Source organism: Polyangium jinanense (assembly GCF_028435265.1).
In the GTDB taxonomy this organism is placed as follows: Bacteria; Myxococcota_A; Polyangia; order Polyangiales; family Polyangiaceae; genus Polyangium; species Polyangium jinanense.
The window spans coordinates 102,201-115,106 of the sequence record NZ_JAGTJK010000014.1 but is presented as its reverse complement, the minus strand read 5'-3'; the positions used below and the strand labels follow the sequence as shown (position 1 = coordinate 115,106).

At 66.3% G+C, this 12,906-nt stretch carries 13 protein-coding genes; 2 read left to right on the top strand and 11 right to left on the bottom strand.

Features of this window, described 5'->3' with window-relative positions:
- Nucleotides 1–44: 44 nt before the first annotated feature.
- The 6 genes from KEG38_RS24835 to KEG38_RS24810 all read right to left on the bottom strand — a co-directional run bounded on the left by KEG38_RS24835 (nucleotide 45) and on the right by KEG38_RS24810 (nucleotide 6,212).
- Nucleotides 45–2,861: a YncE family protein gene (locus KEG38_RS24835; RefSeq protein ID WP_272422373.1), complete on the bottom strand. Its 2,817-nt coding sequence runs from the start codon at nucleotides 2,859–2,861 to the stop codon at nucleotides 45–47.
- Nucleotides 2,862–3,077: 216 nt separating this feature from the next.
- Nucleotides 3,078–3,746, bottom strand: a complete 669-nt coding sequence (locus KEG38_RS24830) for a glutathione S-transferase N-terminal domain-containing protein (RefSeq protein WP_272422372.1) — start codon at nucleotides 3,744–3,746, stop codon at nucleotides 3,078–3,080.
- Nucleotides 3,747–3,758: 12 nt separating this feature from the next.
- Nucleotides 3,759–4,142 carry a hypothetical protein gene (locus KEG38_RS24825; protein WP_272422371.1) on the bottom strand — a complete coding sequence of 128 codons (384 nt, stop codon included), beginning with the start codon at nucleotides 4,140–4,142 and terminating at the stop codon, nucleotides 3,759–3,761.
- Between the two features lie 98 nt (nucleotides 4,143–4,240).
- A complete protein-coding gene (locus KEG38_RS24820; RefSeq protein ID WP_272422370.1) occupies nucleotides 4,241–4,771 on the bottom strand; it encodes a hypothetical protein in 531 nt (176 codons plus the stop codon).
- A gap of 46 nt (nucleotides 4,772–4,817) precedes the next feature.
- A complete protein-coding gene (locus KEG38_RS24815; RefSeq protein WP_272422369.1) occupies nucleotides 4,818–5,438 on the bottom strand; it encodes an NADPH-dependent F420 reductase in 621 nt (206 codons plus the stop codon).
- A gap of 21 nt (nucleotides 5,439–5,459) precedes the next feature.
- A complete protein-coding gene (locus KEG38_RS24810; RefSeq protein WP_272422368.1) occupies nucleotides 5,460–6,212 on the bottom strand; it encodes a 3-oxoacyl-ACP reductase family protein in 753 nt (250 codons plus the stop codon).
- Between the two features lie 109 nt (nucleotides 6,213–6,321).
- On the opposite strand from KEG38_RS24810, the gene KEG38_RS24805 reads away from it, so the two are divergent.
- Nucleotides 6,322–7,254: a LysR family transcriptional regulator gene (locus KEG38_RS24805; RefSeq protein ID WP_272422367.1), complete on the top strand. Its 933-nt coding sequence runs from the start codon at nucleotides 6,322–6,324 to the stop codon at nucleotides 7,252–7,254.
- A gap of 19 nt (nucleotides 7,255–7,273) precedes the next feature.
- Here the strand turns inward: KEG38_RS24805 and KEG38_RS24800 are convergent, their stop codons facing one another.
- Nucleotides 7,274–7,924, bottom strand: a complete 651-nt coding sequence (locus KEG38_RS24800; RefSeq protein ID WP_272422366.1) for a lectin-like protein — start codon at nucleotides 7,922–7,924, stop codon at nucleotides 7,274–7,276.
- A gap of 227 nt (nucleotides 7,925–8,151) precedes the next feature.
- Between KEG38_RS24800 and KEG38_RS24795 the strand changes: the two genes are divergently transcribed.
- Entirely contained in the window at nucleotides 8,152–9,450 is a 1,299-nt protein-coding gene (locus KEG38_RS24795; RefSeq protein ID WP_272422365.1) for a polyhydroxyalkanoate depolymerase, read from the top strand.
- A 9-nt stretch (nucleotides 9,451–9,459) separates the two neighbouring features.
- Here KEG38_RS24795 and KEG38_RS24790 read toward each other — a convergent pair whose 3' ends face one another.
- From KEG38_RS24790 to KEG38_RS24775, 4 genes are all read right to left on the bottom strand, one after another.
- A complete protein-coding gene (locus KEG38_RS24790; RefSeq protein ID WP_272422363.1) occupies nucleotides 9,460–9,750 on the bottom strand; it encodes a hypothetical protein in 291 nt (96 codons plus the stop codon).
- Nucleotides 9,751–10,067: 317 nt separating this feature from the next.
- A complete protein-coding gene (locus KEG38_RS24785; RefSeq protein ID WP_272422362.1) occupies nucleotides 10,068–10,439 on the bottom strand; it encodes a type II toxin-antitoxin system PemK/MazF family toxin in 372 nt (123 codons plus the stop codon).
- On the bottom strand, nucleotides 10,440–11,786 hold the full coding sequence (locus tag KEG38_RS24780; protein WP_272422361.1) for an MFS transporter: 1,347 nt from the start codon (nucleotides 11,784–11,786) through the stop codon (nucleotides 10,440–10,442). It abuts the gene before it with no gap.
- 50 nt (nucleotides 11,787–11,836) lie between these two features.
- Nucleotides 11,837–12,757 (bottom strand): glycoside hydrolase family 6 protein, encoded by a 921-nt coding sequence (locus tag KEG38_RS24775; RefSeq protein WP_272422471.1) that lies wholly within the window; start codon nucleotides 12,755–12,757, stop codon nucleotides 11,837–11,839.
- Nucleotides 12,758–12,906: the final 149 nt, after the last annotated feature.

Below are 12,906 nucleotides of genomic sequence, written 5' to 3'. Positions count from 1 at the left end.
CGGGACGGTTTTTGGAAGGCCCCCGCGAGATTGTCAACACGCGCTCAAGGCGTGCTCGTCGGGTCGGCCGGATCGCTGCCTGCGACTTGCTCGTCGCCGTCGAGGAAGCCGTCGAGATCGCGGTCGACGCCCATGCGAACGCCCGAGCCCGGAGGCGCGCAGGTATACGTGACCGCCTTGCCATTCGCCGTCAGGACCGATTCCAGCTGGGCCCTCGTGACGGCCGCGACGGAGGCGCGATCGACCAGGAATTGCCCGCTGCCGACGTAAACCAAGCCGATCTCGTTGACGAGCCGACCCTTGACGACGAGATCACACTCGCCGGCGTCGGCGCGCGCGACGAGCAGGTCGATGCGAGCCGATGTGACGGTCTGGTTGCTCTGGGTGAGCGTCACCTGTTGCCCCACGATCGGCGCCAGGTTCGATTCGAAGGCGAGCTGGTATTGCACCATGTCGAGCTTCGCCTGGTTGCCCGCCGGCGTATTCGGGATGCCGGCCGGGTTTGCCGCGACCAGATCGAAGCCGCTGACGAACGTGAAGAGCTCGGGCACGGTCCCGTCGTGATTGAGGCCGAAGCCGCGGACCTGGTCGCCGAGGAACGGATCCGGCGGCCGATTGCCGCTCGTGAACCCGGCGCCGAACATGCCAACCTTCGAATACGCGTTGCGCAGGTGCGGGACCTTGAGGATCTGGGTCGTCGCGTCGAACGAGCCGAAGCCGGCGGTCCCGAAGAACCCGGGGAAAGCGTCGCTCGGATTCGCCTCGGGATCGACGCGGTGACACGCCTCGCAGGAGCCCTGGGACGCGACGTTCTGGGTGAAGAAGAAATCGCGGCCGGCTTGTTGCGTGGGCGTGAGCGAGTTGTCGAGGTTGCGGACCGGGTTCGGCGGATACATGACCTGCAGGACGAAGTCCGTGAACTTCTGCATCTGCTCGGCGGAGAGCGTCGCATCGCGGCCGAGCAGGTCCACGAAGGCCCCGTTGAACTTCTTGAAGGCCGCCTCTTCGTCGAAGCTCCCGTCGTCCGGCTGCGACGAGGCCTCGTCGTTGCCTCCCGTCCGGTCGCCGCGCCAGTGCATCGGCCCGTGGTTTGCCATGCCGCGCAGGCTCTGCGTCGTCATCGGCCCCTTCATCGGATGGAAGTCGGGATTCTGGCCGAAGGTCGGATCATCGGTGCCGAAGACGGGGACGAGTTCGGGCTTGATCGGTACGAACGGGCCCGGGTTGTTCAGGACAACCCCGTCTGGATTGCCGAGATCCCAGGCGAGGCTGTCGAGATCGCCGAACACGTGGCAGCTCCCACACGCCGACTCGCCGTTGCTCGACGACAGGCGCGCGTCGTAGAGGAAGGCACGCCCCTCGATCACGCTCTCGGGCTCCGGGTTGTGCATCGAGACGTGCCCGATCTCCGTCTTCGTCGTGGTGTCCACGATCGCGATCGAATTGTCGAAGCGGGTGAGCACGTACATGCGCCCGCAGCTGTCGTCGAGCACCATGCCCGTGGGCCCGCCGCCGGAGAGCTCAATCTGGTTCGCGGCGTTCGGCACGAACGTGTCGTTCTCAAGCGCGGCTGTGTCGTAGACGCCGATCTTCGAGGAGGCGAACGCCGCCACGTAGAGCTTCGTGCCGTCGCTCGACACGACCATCCCGAGCGGCTGCGAGAGGGTCTTCTCGTTCACCGTGGCGGGGGCCGGGTACGCGTCGTAATCGATGTGCTTGTTGAGGTGCCGGGGCGCCGGGGCGCCCGTCCCGAGCACCGTGATCCGGCTCTCGTGCAGGTGGCCGCGGAGCGTCTCGCCTGCGTAAATGCCCGGGCCCTCGAAGCGCAGATCGTTCCGAGCCTCGGTGTTGCTGACGTAGACCTTCCCGTTCACCGGGTTCACGGCCATGTTGTAGAGGATCGTGCCGACGCCAGTGTAATAGCCGGACGAACCGGAGAGCTGCGCCGGGGGATTTGCGTTCGCGTCGATCACGAACACGTCCTTGTCCGGCAGGGAGAAGCGCACCGCGCTGTCCCAGGAGCGGCCGACGACGTCCTTCCAGTGCTCGCCGTCGTGCTTGACGATGATCCCGACCTCGGGCGCGGGCACGCCGTCGGCATTCGTGTTCGGCCCCGGAACGCCGCCGGCCGCCTCGCCGCCGTCGGGGACTTGCAGCTCACTCAGGGCCGTCGTGCGGTTGCCGGAGTGGAAGGCCGCCGCATAAACGCGCGAGCCGTCGGGCGTCACCGCGAGCGCGCGGGGCGTATCGCTGAAGAGCGTGAGGATGTTGAGGGGCGTGCCGCCGAGCGTCGTGCCGAGGTTTGCGGCGTCGAACACCCACACGTCGGCGCGTCCGACGCCGGGCGTCGTGAGCTGCGGATCGTACGGCACGTTCTGGCCGCGATGGGCCGTCGTGATGAACGCGCGGGTCTTGCCGGGCCCGCCGAACACGATGTCGCGCGGCTCATCGCCGACGAGCAGCGTGCGCACCACGTTTCCCTGGTGACCGAGCGGGCCGATCTTCACGACGCTGACGCTGTCGGAAAGATGATTGACCACCCAGATCTCGTCGTTCGAGCGCGCGGCGACGGAGACCGGCTCGAGCCCCACCGGCACCGAGCCGCGGTGCGAGAGGCTGCCGTTCGACTCTACGTGGAAAATTTCGAGCCGATTGTCGGGCGTATTGACGGCGAACAGGAATTGCTTGTTCGGCGAGAGCGCGACGGGCCGGACCTGGCCGCTTTCGAAAAGGGTGTAGGAGCTATCGGCGGACGCCTCCGCGCTCACCGAGAGACCTGCGAGGAGCGGCGCCACGGCGAGAATGGAGAGGAGCGGACGGCGAAATAGGCGCTTCGCCGCCTGTGGACGCGTGAACGTCATGGGACCTCCGTGCACGAAAAGGAGCTGCTCATCGCCAGGGGGCGAGGAGCGCCAAAAAGGAAACTTTGCGAAGCTTATCCGGGCTTTCCAGATTTGTAAAGCTCCAGATGTGCCGGAACTCCGTTGTCATGCTTGCAGGCAAAATTCTGACGCGGGCACGGGACGCAACCTACCCCGAGTCAGGAGATTCCTGATGGTAACGCGATTGCGCAGCCTTCAGCGTGCCAACGAAGCGCGGACGCGTTCGAGGTACGCGACCAGCGGGTCGCCCTCCACGAGCAGCGGCACCGTGCCGATTGCCTCGATCCACAAGAAGACGCCGGCGAGGATGCAATCGGCGTAACCCAGGGTTTGCCCCGAGAGGAAGGGCTGCCCCTGGTGGGTGAGCGTGATCCGCGCCGGATCGAAGCCCGCGCGCATCGCGTCGAGCCGCGCCTCGCGGCCGGCCGCTGCCTCTTCCAGCGTACACCGGAACCTCGCTTCGCGGCTCTGGCGGAAATAGGCGCGGTCCTTTTCGAGGAGGAGGTCGTGAATGTCCTTCAAGTAGAATCGCAGGACCTGCTGGAGCACGCCGGAGAACAACCAGGCCTCGAGGAAACGGCAGAGGCCACGCTCCTCCGGCGAATGGAAGAGCGGCGGGTGATCGGGATACGCCTCGTCGAGATAATCGGCGATGGCCCAGGAATCCCCCACGACGCGCTCTCCGTCCTTCAGGATCGGCACGGTCTTGAAGGCGCCGCCTTCGAGGGCCTTGATGTCGGTCATCGCCACGGGCGCGGTTTCGAATGCGAGGCGCTTGTGCGCGAGGGCGAGCTTGATCCGGAAGCAGAAGGGGCTCGGGCGTCGATCTGCCTCGGCGACGAGGTCGTACAGGAAAATGGTCATGGCCTCTCCGTATCACGCCTCCGTCGTGGGGCGCTTTTGCTTTTTCTTGCGGCGCTTGGGCCTGTGTTCGGAGGCCAGAGCCATCGCCATCGCTGGATCCCGGTACGGGCCGAGATCACCGGGGTCGGGCAGGGGCTCGTTCGTCACGGGTCGCCCCGCGGCGTCGAGCACGAGCGTGTGGTCGTCGGGCGGCCCGATCGTCTCGCGCCAGGGCTCGGCGGGCATGTAATCGGCGGGCGCCTGGCCCATGAATCCCGGCAGCGGAATCGCCCCGTGCGCCGTGCGCCCGAGCTTCGCCCCGAGCTGCCGCGTCTCCTCGGGGATCTCCTTGCGGCGCAGGCGCGCGATGAACGTGTACACGCCAAACACGAAAACCAGAAAGACGAGAATGCCCATGTGTTCCCCCCAGGCCGGTCAGCTCACTCCCGTGGGGAGACTCTACACGGATCTTTCCGCTTTGGATAGAGTGATGAGGGGGCAGGTCGACGCTCGGCTCAAGGGCTTTTCGTCGACGCGTCGGCGAGGGCGCGATCGAGGGCCACGGCGAGGGCACGTCGGCGCGCGGGGGCATACATGCTGCCGAGCTTCTCCGCCGAGCCGTGGCCCTTGAACGTGCGCCCGTCGCGCTCGACCGTCACGTCGACGGAGAGTTTTTCGTTGTCGATGACCAGGCCGAAAAGCGCGCCGAACATCCCCATGAACGCGATGCCATCCTTTCGCATGGCGTCGTAAATGGAGGACCTGCGCTCGAGATCGATACGCACGCGTACGCGCGTAGGGCCCGAAGCCGCGGGCCGCGATCGCGCCGCCTTGCCCAGGATTTGCACCGTGTCTTGCCAGGTGTCGGCTGGCGATTGGGTCTCGCGCGTCGGGTCGTGGTCCACGATCACGATTTCGTCGATGTCGAGATCGGCTGCCGAAAACGCGAGGGAAGGGGGGACGTGCGTGGGAGGGACACGATAAGCGCAGCCGACGGCGCCCAGCGCGAGGGCGAGCAGGAGGGCGGCAGGGGCTTTGCGGATCATGCGTACATCATGACGCCGCGGGACAGAGAGGGGAAGGGGCTTTTCGTCAATCGAACTTGACGAGGTTCTGGGCCGGGAGCGGCCCGCCGGGGAACTGGACGAGCCGGCCGCCGACGGCGAGCGTGCCGAGGTCGAGGCCAAAGAAGCCGAGCCGATCGATCAGGGCGGCGACCTCCGCTTTCGCGCGGGCCTCGTCGCCCGAATAAAACAGCACCCGCCGGCCCCCCTCGGCCCTCGGATCCCCCGCGACGAGGTGCGCCTTCAGGTGATTGAACGCTTTCACCACGCGCGCCCCCGGGACGAGGTCGGCGAACACCTCGCTCGAAGCGCGACCCTTCAGATCGACCGGCTCGAAGCGCGGCGCCTCGATCGGATTGTTCGCGTCGATCACGATGCGCCCGTTCCAGGAGGGCAAGCCCGCGAGCGCCCTCGGCAATTTCGACCAGTTGACCGCGACGAACACGATGTCCTGCGCCGCCGCCTCTTCCCGCGTGCCGGCTTTGATCGACGGGCCGAGCTCGCGGACGAGGCCCGTGAGCGAGGCGGGGCCGCGGCTGTTGCTGAGGATCGCGGGGATGTTCGCGCGGGCGAGCGCGCGCGCGAAGGCCGAACCGATGGCGCCCGAACCGATGATTCCGATGGTCATGACGTTGCTCCTCTTCTGCATTTGCCGTGGGTGTCCAATGAATCAGGCGGTGAAACCGCCGTCGGCCATGAGCTCGGCGCCCGTGATGAAGGCCGCTTCGGGGCTCGCGAGATACGCGACGGCGCTGGCGATCTCCTCGGGGCGACCATAACGACCGACGGCGAGGCCCGGGCCGACAATCTTGGAGACGGGGCCCGTGGCCGGGTTCATGTCGGTATCGGTCGGACCGGGGTGAACCGTGTTCACCGTGATGCCCCGGGGCCCGAGATCCCGCACGAGGCTGCGATTGAAACCGGCCACCGCGCCCTTCGTGAGCGTGTAGACCGAGGCGGTCGGGAACGCGGCATAACGCGCCATCGAGCTGCCGATGTGGATGATCCGTCCGCCGGCCTTCATGTGCCGCACGGCTTCTTGCGTCGCGACGAACACGCCGGTGACGTTGACCGCGATCATTCGCTGGTAATCCTCGAAGGCGATCTCGTCGACGGCGCCGAGAATGCTGATGCCGGCGTTGTTGACGAGGATGTCGATCCCGCCGAACACCTCGACCGTCCTTCGCACGGCCGCGCGCACCGCGTCCGGATCGCCCGCGTCGGCGTGGATCGCGACAGCCCTCCCGCCTTCGGCCTCGATCGAATGCACGACCTCTCTGGCCTTTTCGGGCGAAGCGCTGTAGGTGATTGCAACGGCCGCGCCTTCTTTGGCGAGGCGCTTGGCCACGGCCGCGCCGATGGAGCGCGAACCGCCGGTGACGAGGCCAACTTTGTGGGACAGGGAGAAGGTCGTGGTCGTCATGTCGAATCACTCCGTGAAGCGTTGATGGGGTAGATATCGCACGCGGATTGATTCATGATTAGGCGGAAGTCGCTGGTTTCAGTTTCAAGCGTTCGTTGAAGGTCAGGACATGGAGACGCTCGCCAACCTCGAATCGTTCGTTCGCAGCGCGGAGGCCGGGAGCTTTTCGGCGGCGGCGCGCCGGCTCTCGCTGACGCCGGCGGCGGTCAGCCGAAACGTGGCCATGCTGGAGGGCCACCTCGGCGTGCGGCTGTTTCAGCGGAGCACACGAAAGCTGACGTTGACCGAGGCTGGCGAGCGGTTCCTGCATGCGATCAAGGGCAACCTGGAGGAGCTCCAGGCCGCGATCGCCGACATCGCCGCGGACGACGGCGAGCCCGCGGGCGTCCTCAAGGTCAGCATGAGCCCGACGTTCGGGATCCAGTACATCGTGCCGCTGCTCCCGGCCTTCCTCGAACGATATCCGCGTATTCGCGTCGATTGGCATTTCGAGAACCGGCAGGTCGATCTGATCGCGGAAGGGTACGACGCGGCGATCGGGGGCGGGATCGAGCTCTCGCCGGGCGTCGTCTCGCGCGTGCTCGCCCCCGCGCATATCATCGCGGTCGCGTCGCCCGCGTACATGAAAGGCCGCACGCGGCCCGCGGATCCGGAGGGGCTCGCGGATTTCGACGGCATCGTGATGCGGTCGGCGCGGACGGGTCGGGTGCGGCAATGGGTGATGCGGAACGTCGCCGGGGAGGAAATGCCGGCGCGACCCGCGGAGACGATCGTGCTGAACGACCCCGCGGCGATGTGTCGCGCGGCGGTGCTGGGGCTTGGCGTCACGCTGATTGCGGTCCCCGATGCGCTATCCTACCTGGAGAGCGGCGCGCTCGTGCGGCTCGTGCCGCGATGGTATGCCGACGCGGGGCCGATCTCGCTTTATTGCGCGAATCGGACGCTCATGCCTTCGAAAACGCGCGTGTTCATCGACTACGTCGTCGACGCGTTCCGCCGGGAGCATCTCGCGGAGCGGTTCGCGGGGAGCCTGGGCACCTGAGTTCCTTCGCGCACCCACATCAGAGCCCCGACGGTGTGTACTCGCAGACGTAATGGTATTCGTACGTGCAGTTGTCGTCGTTCCACTCGCCGGTCACGTGGTACATTTCGACGCAATCCTCGGAGGCGTTGTAGTCGTCCGGCTGATCTTGCCCCCAATGGGTGTACGCGAGCGGTTCGCCGCTCTCCCACACGAACGTGCCCTCCGTGGCGATGTCGGTCAGCCCGAGCCAGCGGGGCAGGAGGATGGTCTTGTCGATGACCGTGTCGAACAGAAAATCTTGCTCGGCCTGGCTGGTCACCGTGACCATGTAGCCTCCGGTCGCGGCGCAGGCCCCGTGCGCGTTCGCGAAATTCGTCTTCTGCGCGGTGAATTCGACGTAACAATGGTTGTTTCCGGGCCATTTCTTCTCGCCCTCGGGGCATTTCACCACGCAACCGTCGCAGCGGTCGGCCGGATCGTCATTCGCGTCGTCGCACTCCTCACTGCCGGCCAGGATGCCGTCGCCACACACGGCGCCGCCCCCTGCGCCCCCCGCGCCGCCTGTACCGCCCCCGGCGCCTCCGCTCCCTCCTTCGCCGCCCGTTGCGGAGCTCGATGGCTCCTGCCCGCCTCCGTCGCCGCCACTGCCGCCGGCCCCGGCTGCGCAGCCCCAGGCCGCCAGCGACATCCCAAGAAGAAAGTTTCCGAGAACGAATGCCCGAACGTTGTTCATGCCCCACGGGACGAAAAAGAAGATCGTTTTTTGCGGGTTTTTTTTTCGTCCACTGGCTCACGGCCGACGGGACGCGCCCTCGCCGGCGATGTGCCCTACGGAGACGGAGCGGGAGTCGTCCCCGAAGACCAAAAAGTCCTTGATCTTCCAGACGGTCGGGTTATGTTGCGGTGCAACAAATCGTGCGCCCTCCGTTCCTCTCCTCCGCCGCTCAGTACCTCAGGCCGCCGAAGATGTACCACCTCTACGAGCTGCAGCGGGCGCTGCTCGAGCCGCTCGCGCACATCGCCGGCGCCTCGGCCGAGGCGCTTCGGCACCCGAGGAATCCGCTGTCGAAGCTGCCCCACGTACGCACGCTCGGCGCGAGCCAGGCCCTCTTCCACCGCCTCGGCAAGCGTTACCCCAAGCAGCCCTGGGGGATCGACGAGGTCGAGAACCAAGGCGTCAAGGTCTCCGTCGCCGAGGAGGTCGTCGTCGCCGAGCCCTTCTGCAGGCTCCTTCATTTCGTGCGCCGCTCCGAGGATCCCGAGGTCGCGCGCCGCCTCGCGGCCGAGCCGAAGGTCTTCGTCTGCGCGCCGCTCTCCGGCCACCATTCGACGCTGCTCCGCGAGACGATCCGCGCGCTGCTCAAGGACCACGACGTGTACGTCACCGATTGGCTCGATGCGCGCGACGTGCCCCTCTCCGAGGGCATTTTCCATCTCGACGATTACGTGCACACCGTCATGCGCTTCTTGCGTTTGCTCGGGGCCGGCTCGTTGCACGTCGTGTCCGTTTGTCAGCCGACGGTTCCCGTCCTCGGCGCAGTATCGCTCCTCGCGCAGGCTGGTGAGGCGACGCCGCGCTCGCTCACGCTCATGGGCGGCCCCATCGACGCGCGCAAGAGCCCGACCGAGGTGAACCTGCTCGCGACGCAGCACCCGTACGCGTGGTTCGAGAAAAATATGATCCACAAGGTCCCCGGCCCCTACGCGGGCCAGGGACGGCGGGTTTATCCCGGGTTCCTCCAGCTCACGGCCTTCGTGATGATGAACCCGAAAAACCACTGGAAGGCGAGCTTCCGCTACTGGATCGACTCGCACAAGGGCGAGTCCGGCGCCGCCGCGCGCGAGATGCACGAGAAGTTTTACGACGAGTACAACGCGGTCCTCGACATGGACGCCGCGTATTACCTCGAGACCGTGCGGACCGTGTTCCAGGAGTTCGCCCTCGCCCGGGGGACCTGGGACGTGCGCGGCGTGCGCGTGAAGCCGGCGGCAATCGAGAAGACGGCGCTCTTCACGATCGAAGGCGAAAAGGACGACATCTCCGGCCTCGGACAGACAGAGGCGGCGCACACGCTCTGCACGGGCGTCCCGGCCGAGAAGCACAAGCACTACGTAGCCGCCGGCGCCGGTCATTACGGCATTTTCTCCGGTCGGAAATGGCGTGACGACATTTACCCGAAGGTGCGCGATTTCATCCGCGCCCACGGCGGTTGAGCAAGCAGACTACGTCCACACGCGGGAAATCGCCACGCCGTTCACCATGCCGGTGCGCGCGTCGACGCCTGCCTGGATGAACAGGCCGTCAATGCTGTCGATCCGGGGATACTCGTGGAAGTACATCCCCGTGCTTTGCGTCCAGAGCAAGGGCTCGACACGCAGGAGCTGGCTGCCCTTGATGTCGAGCGGGTAATCGCCCTCGCCGCGCCGGGGCGCTGCCCCGGACCCCGCGGGGGCTGTTCGCCCCTCGACCCGAACCAGGGCAAGCCCTGGACCGTTCGTGGAAGAACTGCGCATCGCGCAGTTCTTCCAACAGGCCGCTGGCAAGACCAGGAAGGTGCGTTTCACGCTGGCGGCGGGCACGTTGCCAGTTGAATCCTCAGCGCCGCGGTCTTGATGGGCAGGGTCGTCGTTGGTCTTGACCTGGCCTGTTCGGTGAACTGCGCGCTGCGCAGTTCATCGACCCCGGGTCCAGCGCTTGCGCTGGTCCAGGTCCAGGGGCGGATAGCCCCGGTGGGGTCTGGGGCAAAGCCCCAGCGCAGCGCCTCCCAAGATGAGACCAATGCTCAGGGCTTGTCCATACGCTGCGCCGCGCGCCCGGGAAGAGCGGTTCGCTACCGAGGGAAGAACGACGCCTGCTGAAATCGTAGGCCGGAAAGGATCTGCTCCACCCGCTCGTCGGACAGCGCCCCGATGCGCTCGCCGAGCCGTGCCTTCTCGACCGAAGAGATCTGCGACACGACCACGACACTCTGCTTCGGCAGATTTCCTTCGCCCACGTCGAGCAGCACGTTCCCAGGCTCGTTTGCTCGGTGCAAGTTCGAGGTCAACGCGCACACGACCACGGTATGGATGCGCGAGTGGTTGAAGACATCGTCCTGAACCACCACATGGGGATGCGCGAAGCCCGGAACGGATCCTCGCGATTCGTCCGGCTCGATCCAGAACAGATCCCCCCGGTGGATTGTCGCGGCACCCGTACCCATTCAATGCCCCGCGGGAAGAGCAGCCTTTTTGCTATCGTCGGAGGTCACGCTGAAGGGCGCGAGGAACGCAAAGAGCACCGGCGGGATGGACGCGAAGAGCACGATCGTGAAGAAATGCGCGTGCCCCACGGCCTCCTGAATGGGCCCGCTGATCATCCCCGTGAACATCATGCTGAGGCCCATGATCCCGGTCGCGAACGCATAGTGGGCGGTCTTGTACGGCCCGGGCGCGAGCTGCTGCATCATATAGACCATGTGCCCGACCGAGCCGAACCCATAGCCGAATTTCTCGATCGTCACCACGGCCGTGATGAGCCAGAGGCTCTCGGGGCGGGCGTGGCTGAGGTAAAAATACGTCAGGTGCGGGACGTTGAGGGCCAGCGCGAGGAGCACGAACGAGCGCTTCAGCCCGAGCCGCCCGCAAAAGAGCCCGCCGAGCAGCGCCCCGACGATGAAGCCGCCCGTGCCGAACGTGCCGTTGATGTTGCCGAGCGCCTCGTTGTCGAGCCCGAGGCCTCCCACCTCGCGTGCGTCGAGCATGAACAGGGGCCCGATCTTCTCGATGAGCCCCTCACCGAACCGATAAAAGAAGACGACGAGCAGCATCATCACGATGTGCTTCTTCTTGAAGAAGCTCGCGAATGCGTCGGCGAAGGTCCGCGCCGCGTCCCCAATCCCGCTCGGCGCGTCCTCCGCCTTGCCGCCGGTGGGCAGGACGTTGATGTGCCAAACGCCGGAGATGCCCATCAGCGCGGCGAGCAAGCCCATCACCACCATCCATGATTTCGCCCAGCCGAGCCCGAGCCCGTCGTGGAGCCAGCCCGTGAACGTCACGAGCAGCCCGGAGGCGATCAGGCGGCCAATGTTCCAGGCGAGCCCCTGCACCCCGGCATATTTCGCCTGGTCGGTCTCCGACATCGAGCTGATGTAGATGCCGTCCGCGGCAATGTCCTGCGTCGCCGAGGCGAAACCCGTGATCCAGAAAAACGCGAGCGTCGGACCGAGATAACTCGGGAGCGAAAGCGAAAGCGCCACGCAGCCGAGCGTGACCATCATGAGGAATTCCATACAGAGCACAAAAAAGCGCTTGGTCCTGAACATCTCCACCACGGGCGACCAGAGCGGCTTGATCACCCACGGCAGGTACATCGAGCTCGTGTAGAGCGTGATGTCCGTATTCGAGAGGCCGAGGTTCTTGTACATGATGGCCGCGACCACGGAGACCGTGATCATCGGCGTGCCCATCGCGACGTAGAGCGAAGGCACCCACAACATCGGGTGCCGCCTCTTTGCATCCGAAGGCGCGGGCTCGGCGCTCGCCGGCGCCGCGGCGGGGAGGTCGGTCATGCCACGATGCTACGTGGAGGAACGGCCCCCTGTCTCGGAAAAACGACGCTTCAGGGTTTGGCGCGTTGCGAAAGCCCGAGCGCATACTCGGGCCACCACTCCCCCGCGCGCGGGCCGCCGTTGCAAGCCCCGTCCGATTCGCCGGGGAGCTTGATCCATAGATACGCATCCACGAGCGGCTCCCCCGTCTCGGTCGTCGGCGACTTGCCGAGCGCGCGTCCATCGGGGTTGCACCATTGCAGCTCCTTCGTGGGCCCGTTCCCGTTCCGGCTCGTGTCGACGATGAACGGCTTGCCGGAGAGCAGCGTTGAAATTTGCTTTCCGTACGCGACGCTCTCCTCCGTGGTCACGAAATTGGAGACGTTCAGCGCGAATCCGCGGGCCTTTTCGACCCCCGCGGCGCGCAGGCGCTCGGCCATCACGGGCGGGGGTTGCCATTTCGCGTTGCCCGCGTCGATGTACACGGAGACCGCGCCGCTCTGCCCGAGGACGGTCACTGCGTCGGCGAGGAGCCCGAGGCGCTCCTCTTGTTGTTCGGGCGTGAGACAGTCTTTGAGGAGCCCGAGCGCGTCCGGCTCCAGAATCACGACCGCGCGGCGTCCGCCGATCCCCCGGGCGAATTTCCGGATCCAGGCCTTGTATGCCTCCGCGGCCGAGGCCCCGCCCGCCGAGTGATTGCCGCAGTCCCGGTGTGGGATGTCGTACGCGACGAAGAGCCCGAGCGCGCCGGCCGCGGCGATCTCCGACATGCGCGCGTCCACGTCCGCCGTGACGTCCTGGTTCCAGTCCCCGAACCAAAAGGACTGCGGCTCGCGGGCGATTTTTTCGATCATGGCCGCGTCGTCGGGACGGGAGCCGCGCCACGCTTCGACTTGCCTCCGCGCGGAAGATGCCGGATCGACGAAAAGGCGCGCTCCGGTGAACGGGTTTTCCCCGGGAGCGGGCGACGCCGCGCTTCCTTGCGCTCCCATCTCCGCCGCGCCGCCTTGCGGCCTCGGGATACATGCGCAGAGGAGCGCCGCGGAGGCGACCCAGGAGAGGACATACGGACGCCGAGCCATCCTTATCGTGTAGTGCCAGTCGAGCTTGGGGGGCAACGGGCGCATCACACGTCAAGCAC

Bases quoted from the DNA above. Each gene is read 5' to 3' on its own strand.
- KEG38_RS24775 (WP_272422471.1), bottom strand. From the start codon at position 12,757: ATGGGAGCGCAAGGAAGCGCGGCGTCGCCCGCTCCCGGGGAAAACCCG.
- KEG38_RS24785 (WP_272422362.1), bottom strand. From the start codon at position 10,439: ATGGGTACGGGTGCCGCGACAATCCACCGGGGGGATCTGTTCTGGATC.
- KEG38_RS24780 (WP_272422361.1), bottom strand. From the start codon at position 11,786: ATGACCGACCTCCCCGCCGCGGCGCCGGCGAGCGCCGAGCCCGCGCCT.
- KEG38_RS24810 (WP_272422368.1), bottom strand. From the start codon at position 6,212: ATGACGACCACGACCTTCTCCCTGTCCCACAAAGTTGGCCTCGTCACC.
- KEG38_RS24815 (WP_272422369.1), bottom strand. From the start codon at position 5,438: ATGCAGAAGAGGAGCAACGTCATGACCATCGGAATCATCGGTTCGGGC.
- KEG38_RS24805 (WP_272422367.1), top strand. From the start codon at position 6,322: ATGGAGACGCTCGCCAACCTCGAATCGTTCGTTCGCAGCGCGGAGGCC.
- KEG38_RS24800 (WP_272422366.1), bottom strand. From the start codon at position 7,924: ATGTCGCTGGCGGCCTGGGGCTGCGCAGCCGGGGCCGGCGGCAGTGGC.
- KEG38_RS24830 (WP_272422372.1), bottom strand. From the start codon at position 3,746: ATGACCATTTTCCTGTACGACCTCGTCGCCGAGGCAGATCGACGCCCG.
- KEG38_RS24835 (WP_272422373.1), bottom strand. From the start codon at position 2,861: ATGACGTTCACGCGTCCACAGGCGGCGAAGCGCCTATTTCGCCGTCCG.
- KEG38_RS24820 (WP_272422370.1), bottom strand. From the start codon at position 4,771: ATGATCCGCAAAGCCCCTGCCGCCCTCCTGCTCGCCCTCGCGCTGGGC.
- KEG38_RS24790 (WP_272422363.1), bottom strand. From the start codon at position 9,750: ATGCGCAGTTCTTCCACGAACGGTCCAGGGCTTGCCCTGGTTCGGGTC.
- KEG38_RS24825 (WP_272422371.1), bottom strand. From the start codon at position 4,142: ATGGGCATTCTCGTCTTTCTGGTTTTCGTGTTTGGCGTGTACACGTTC.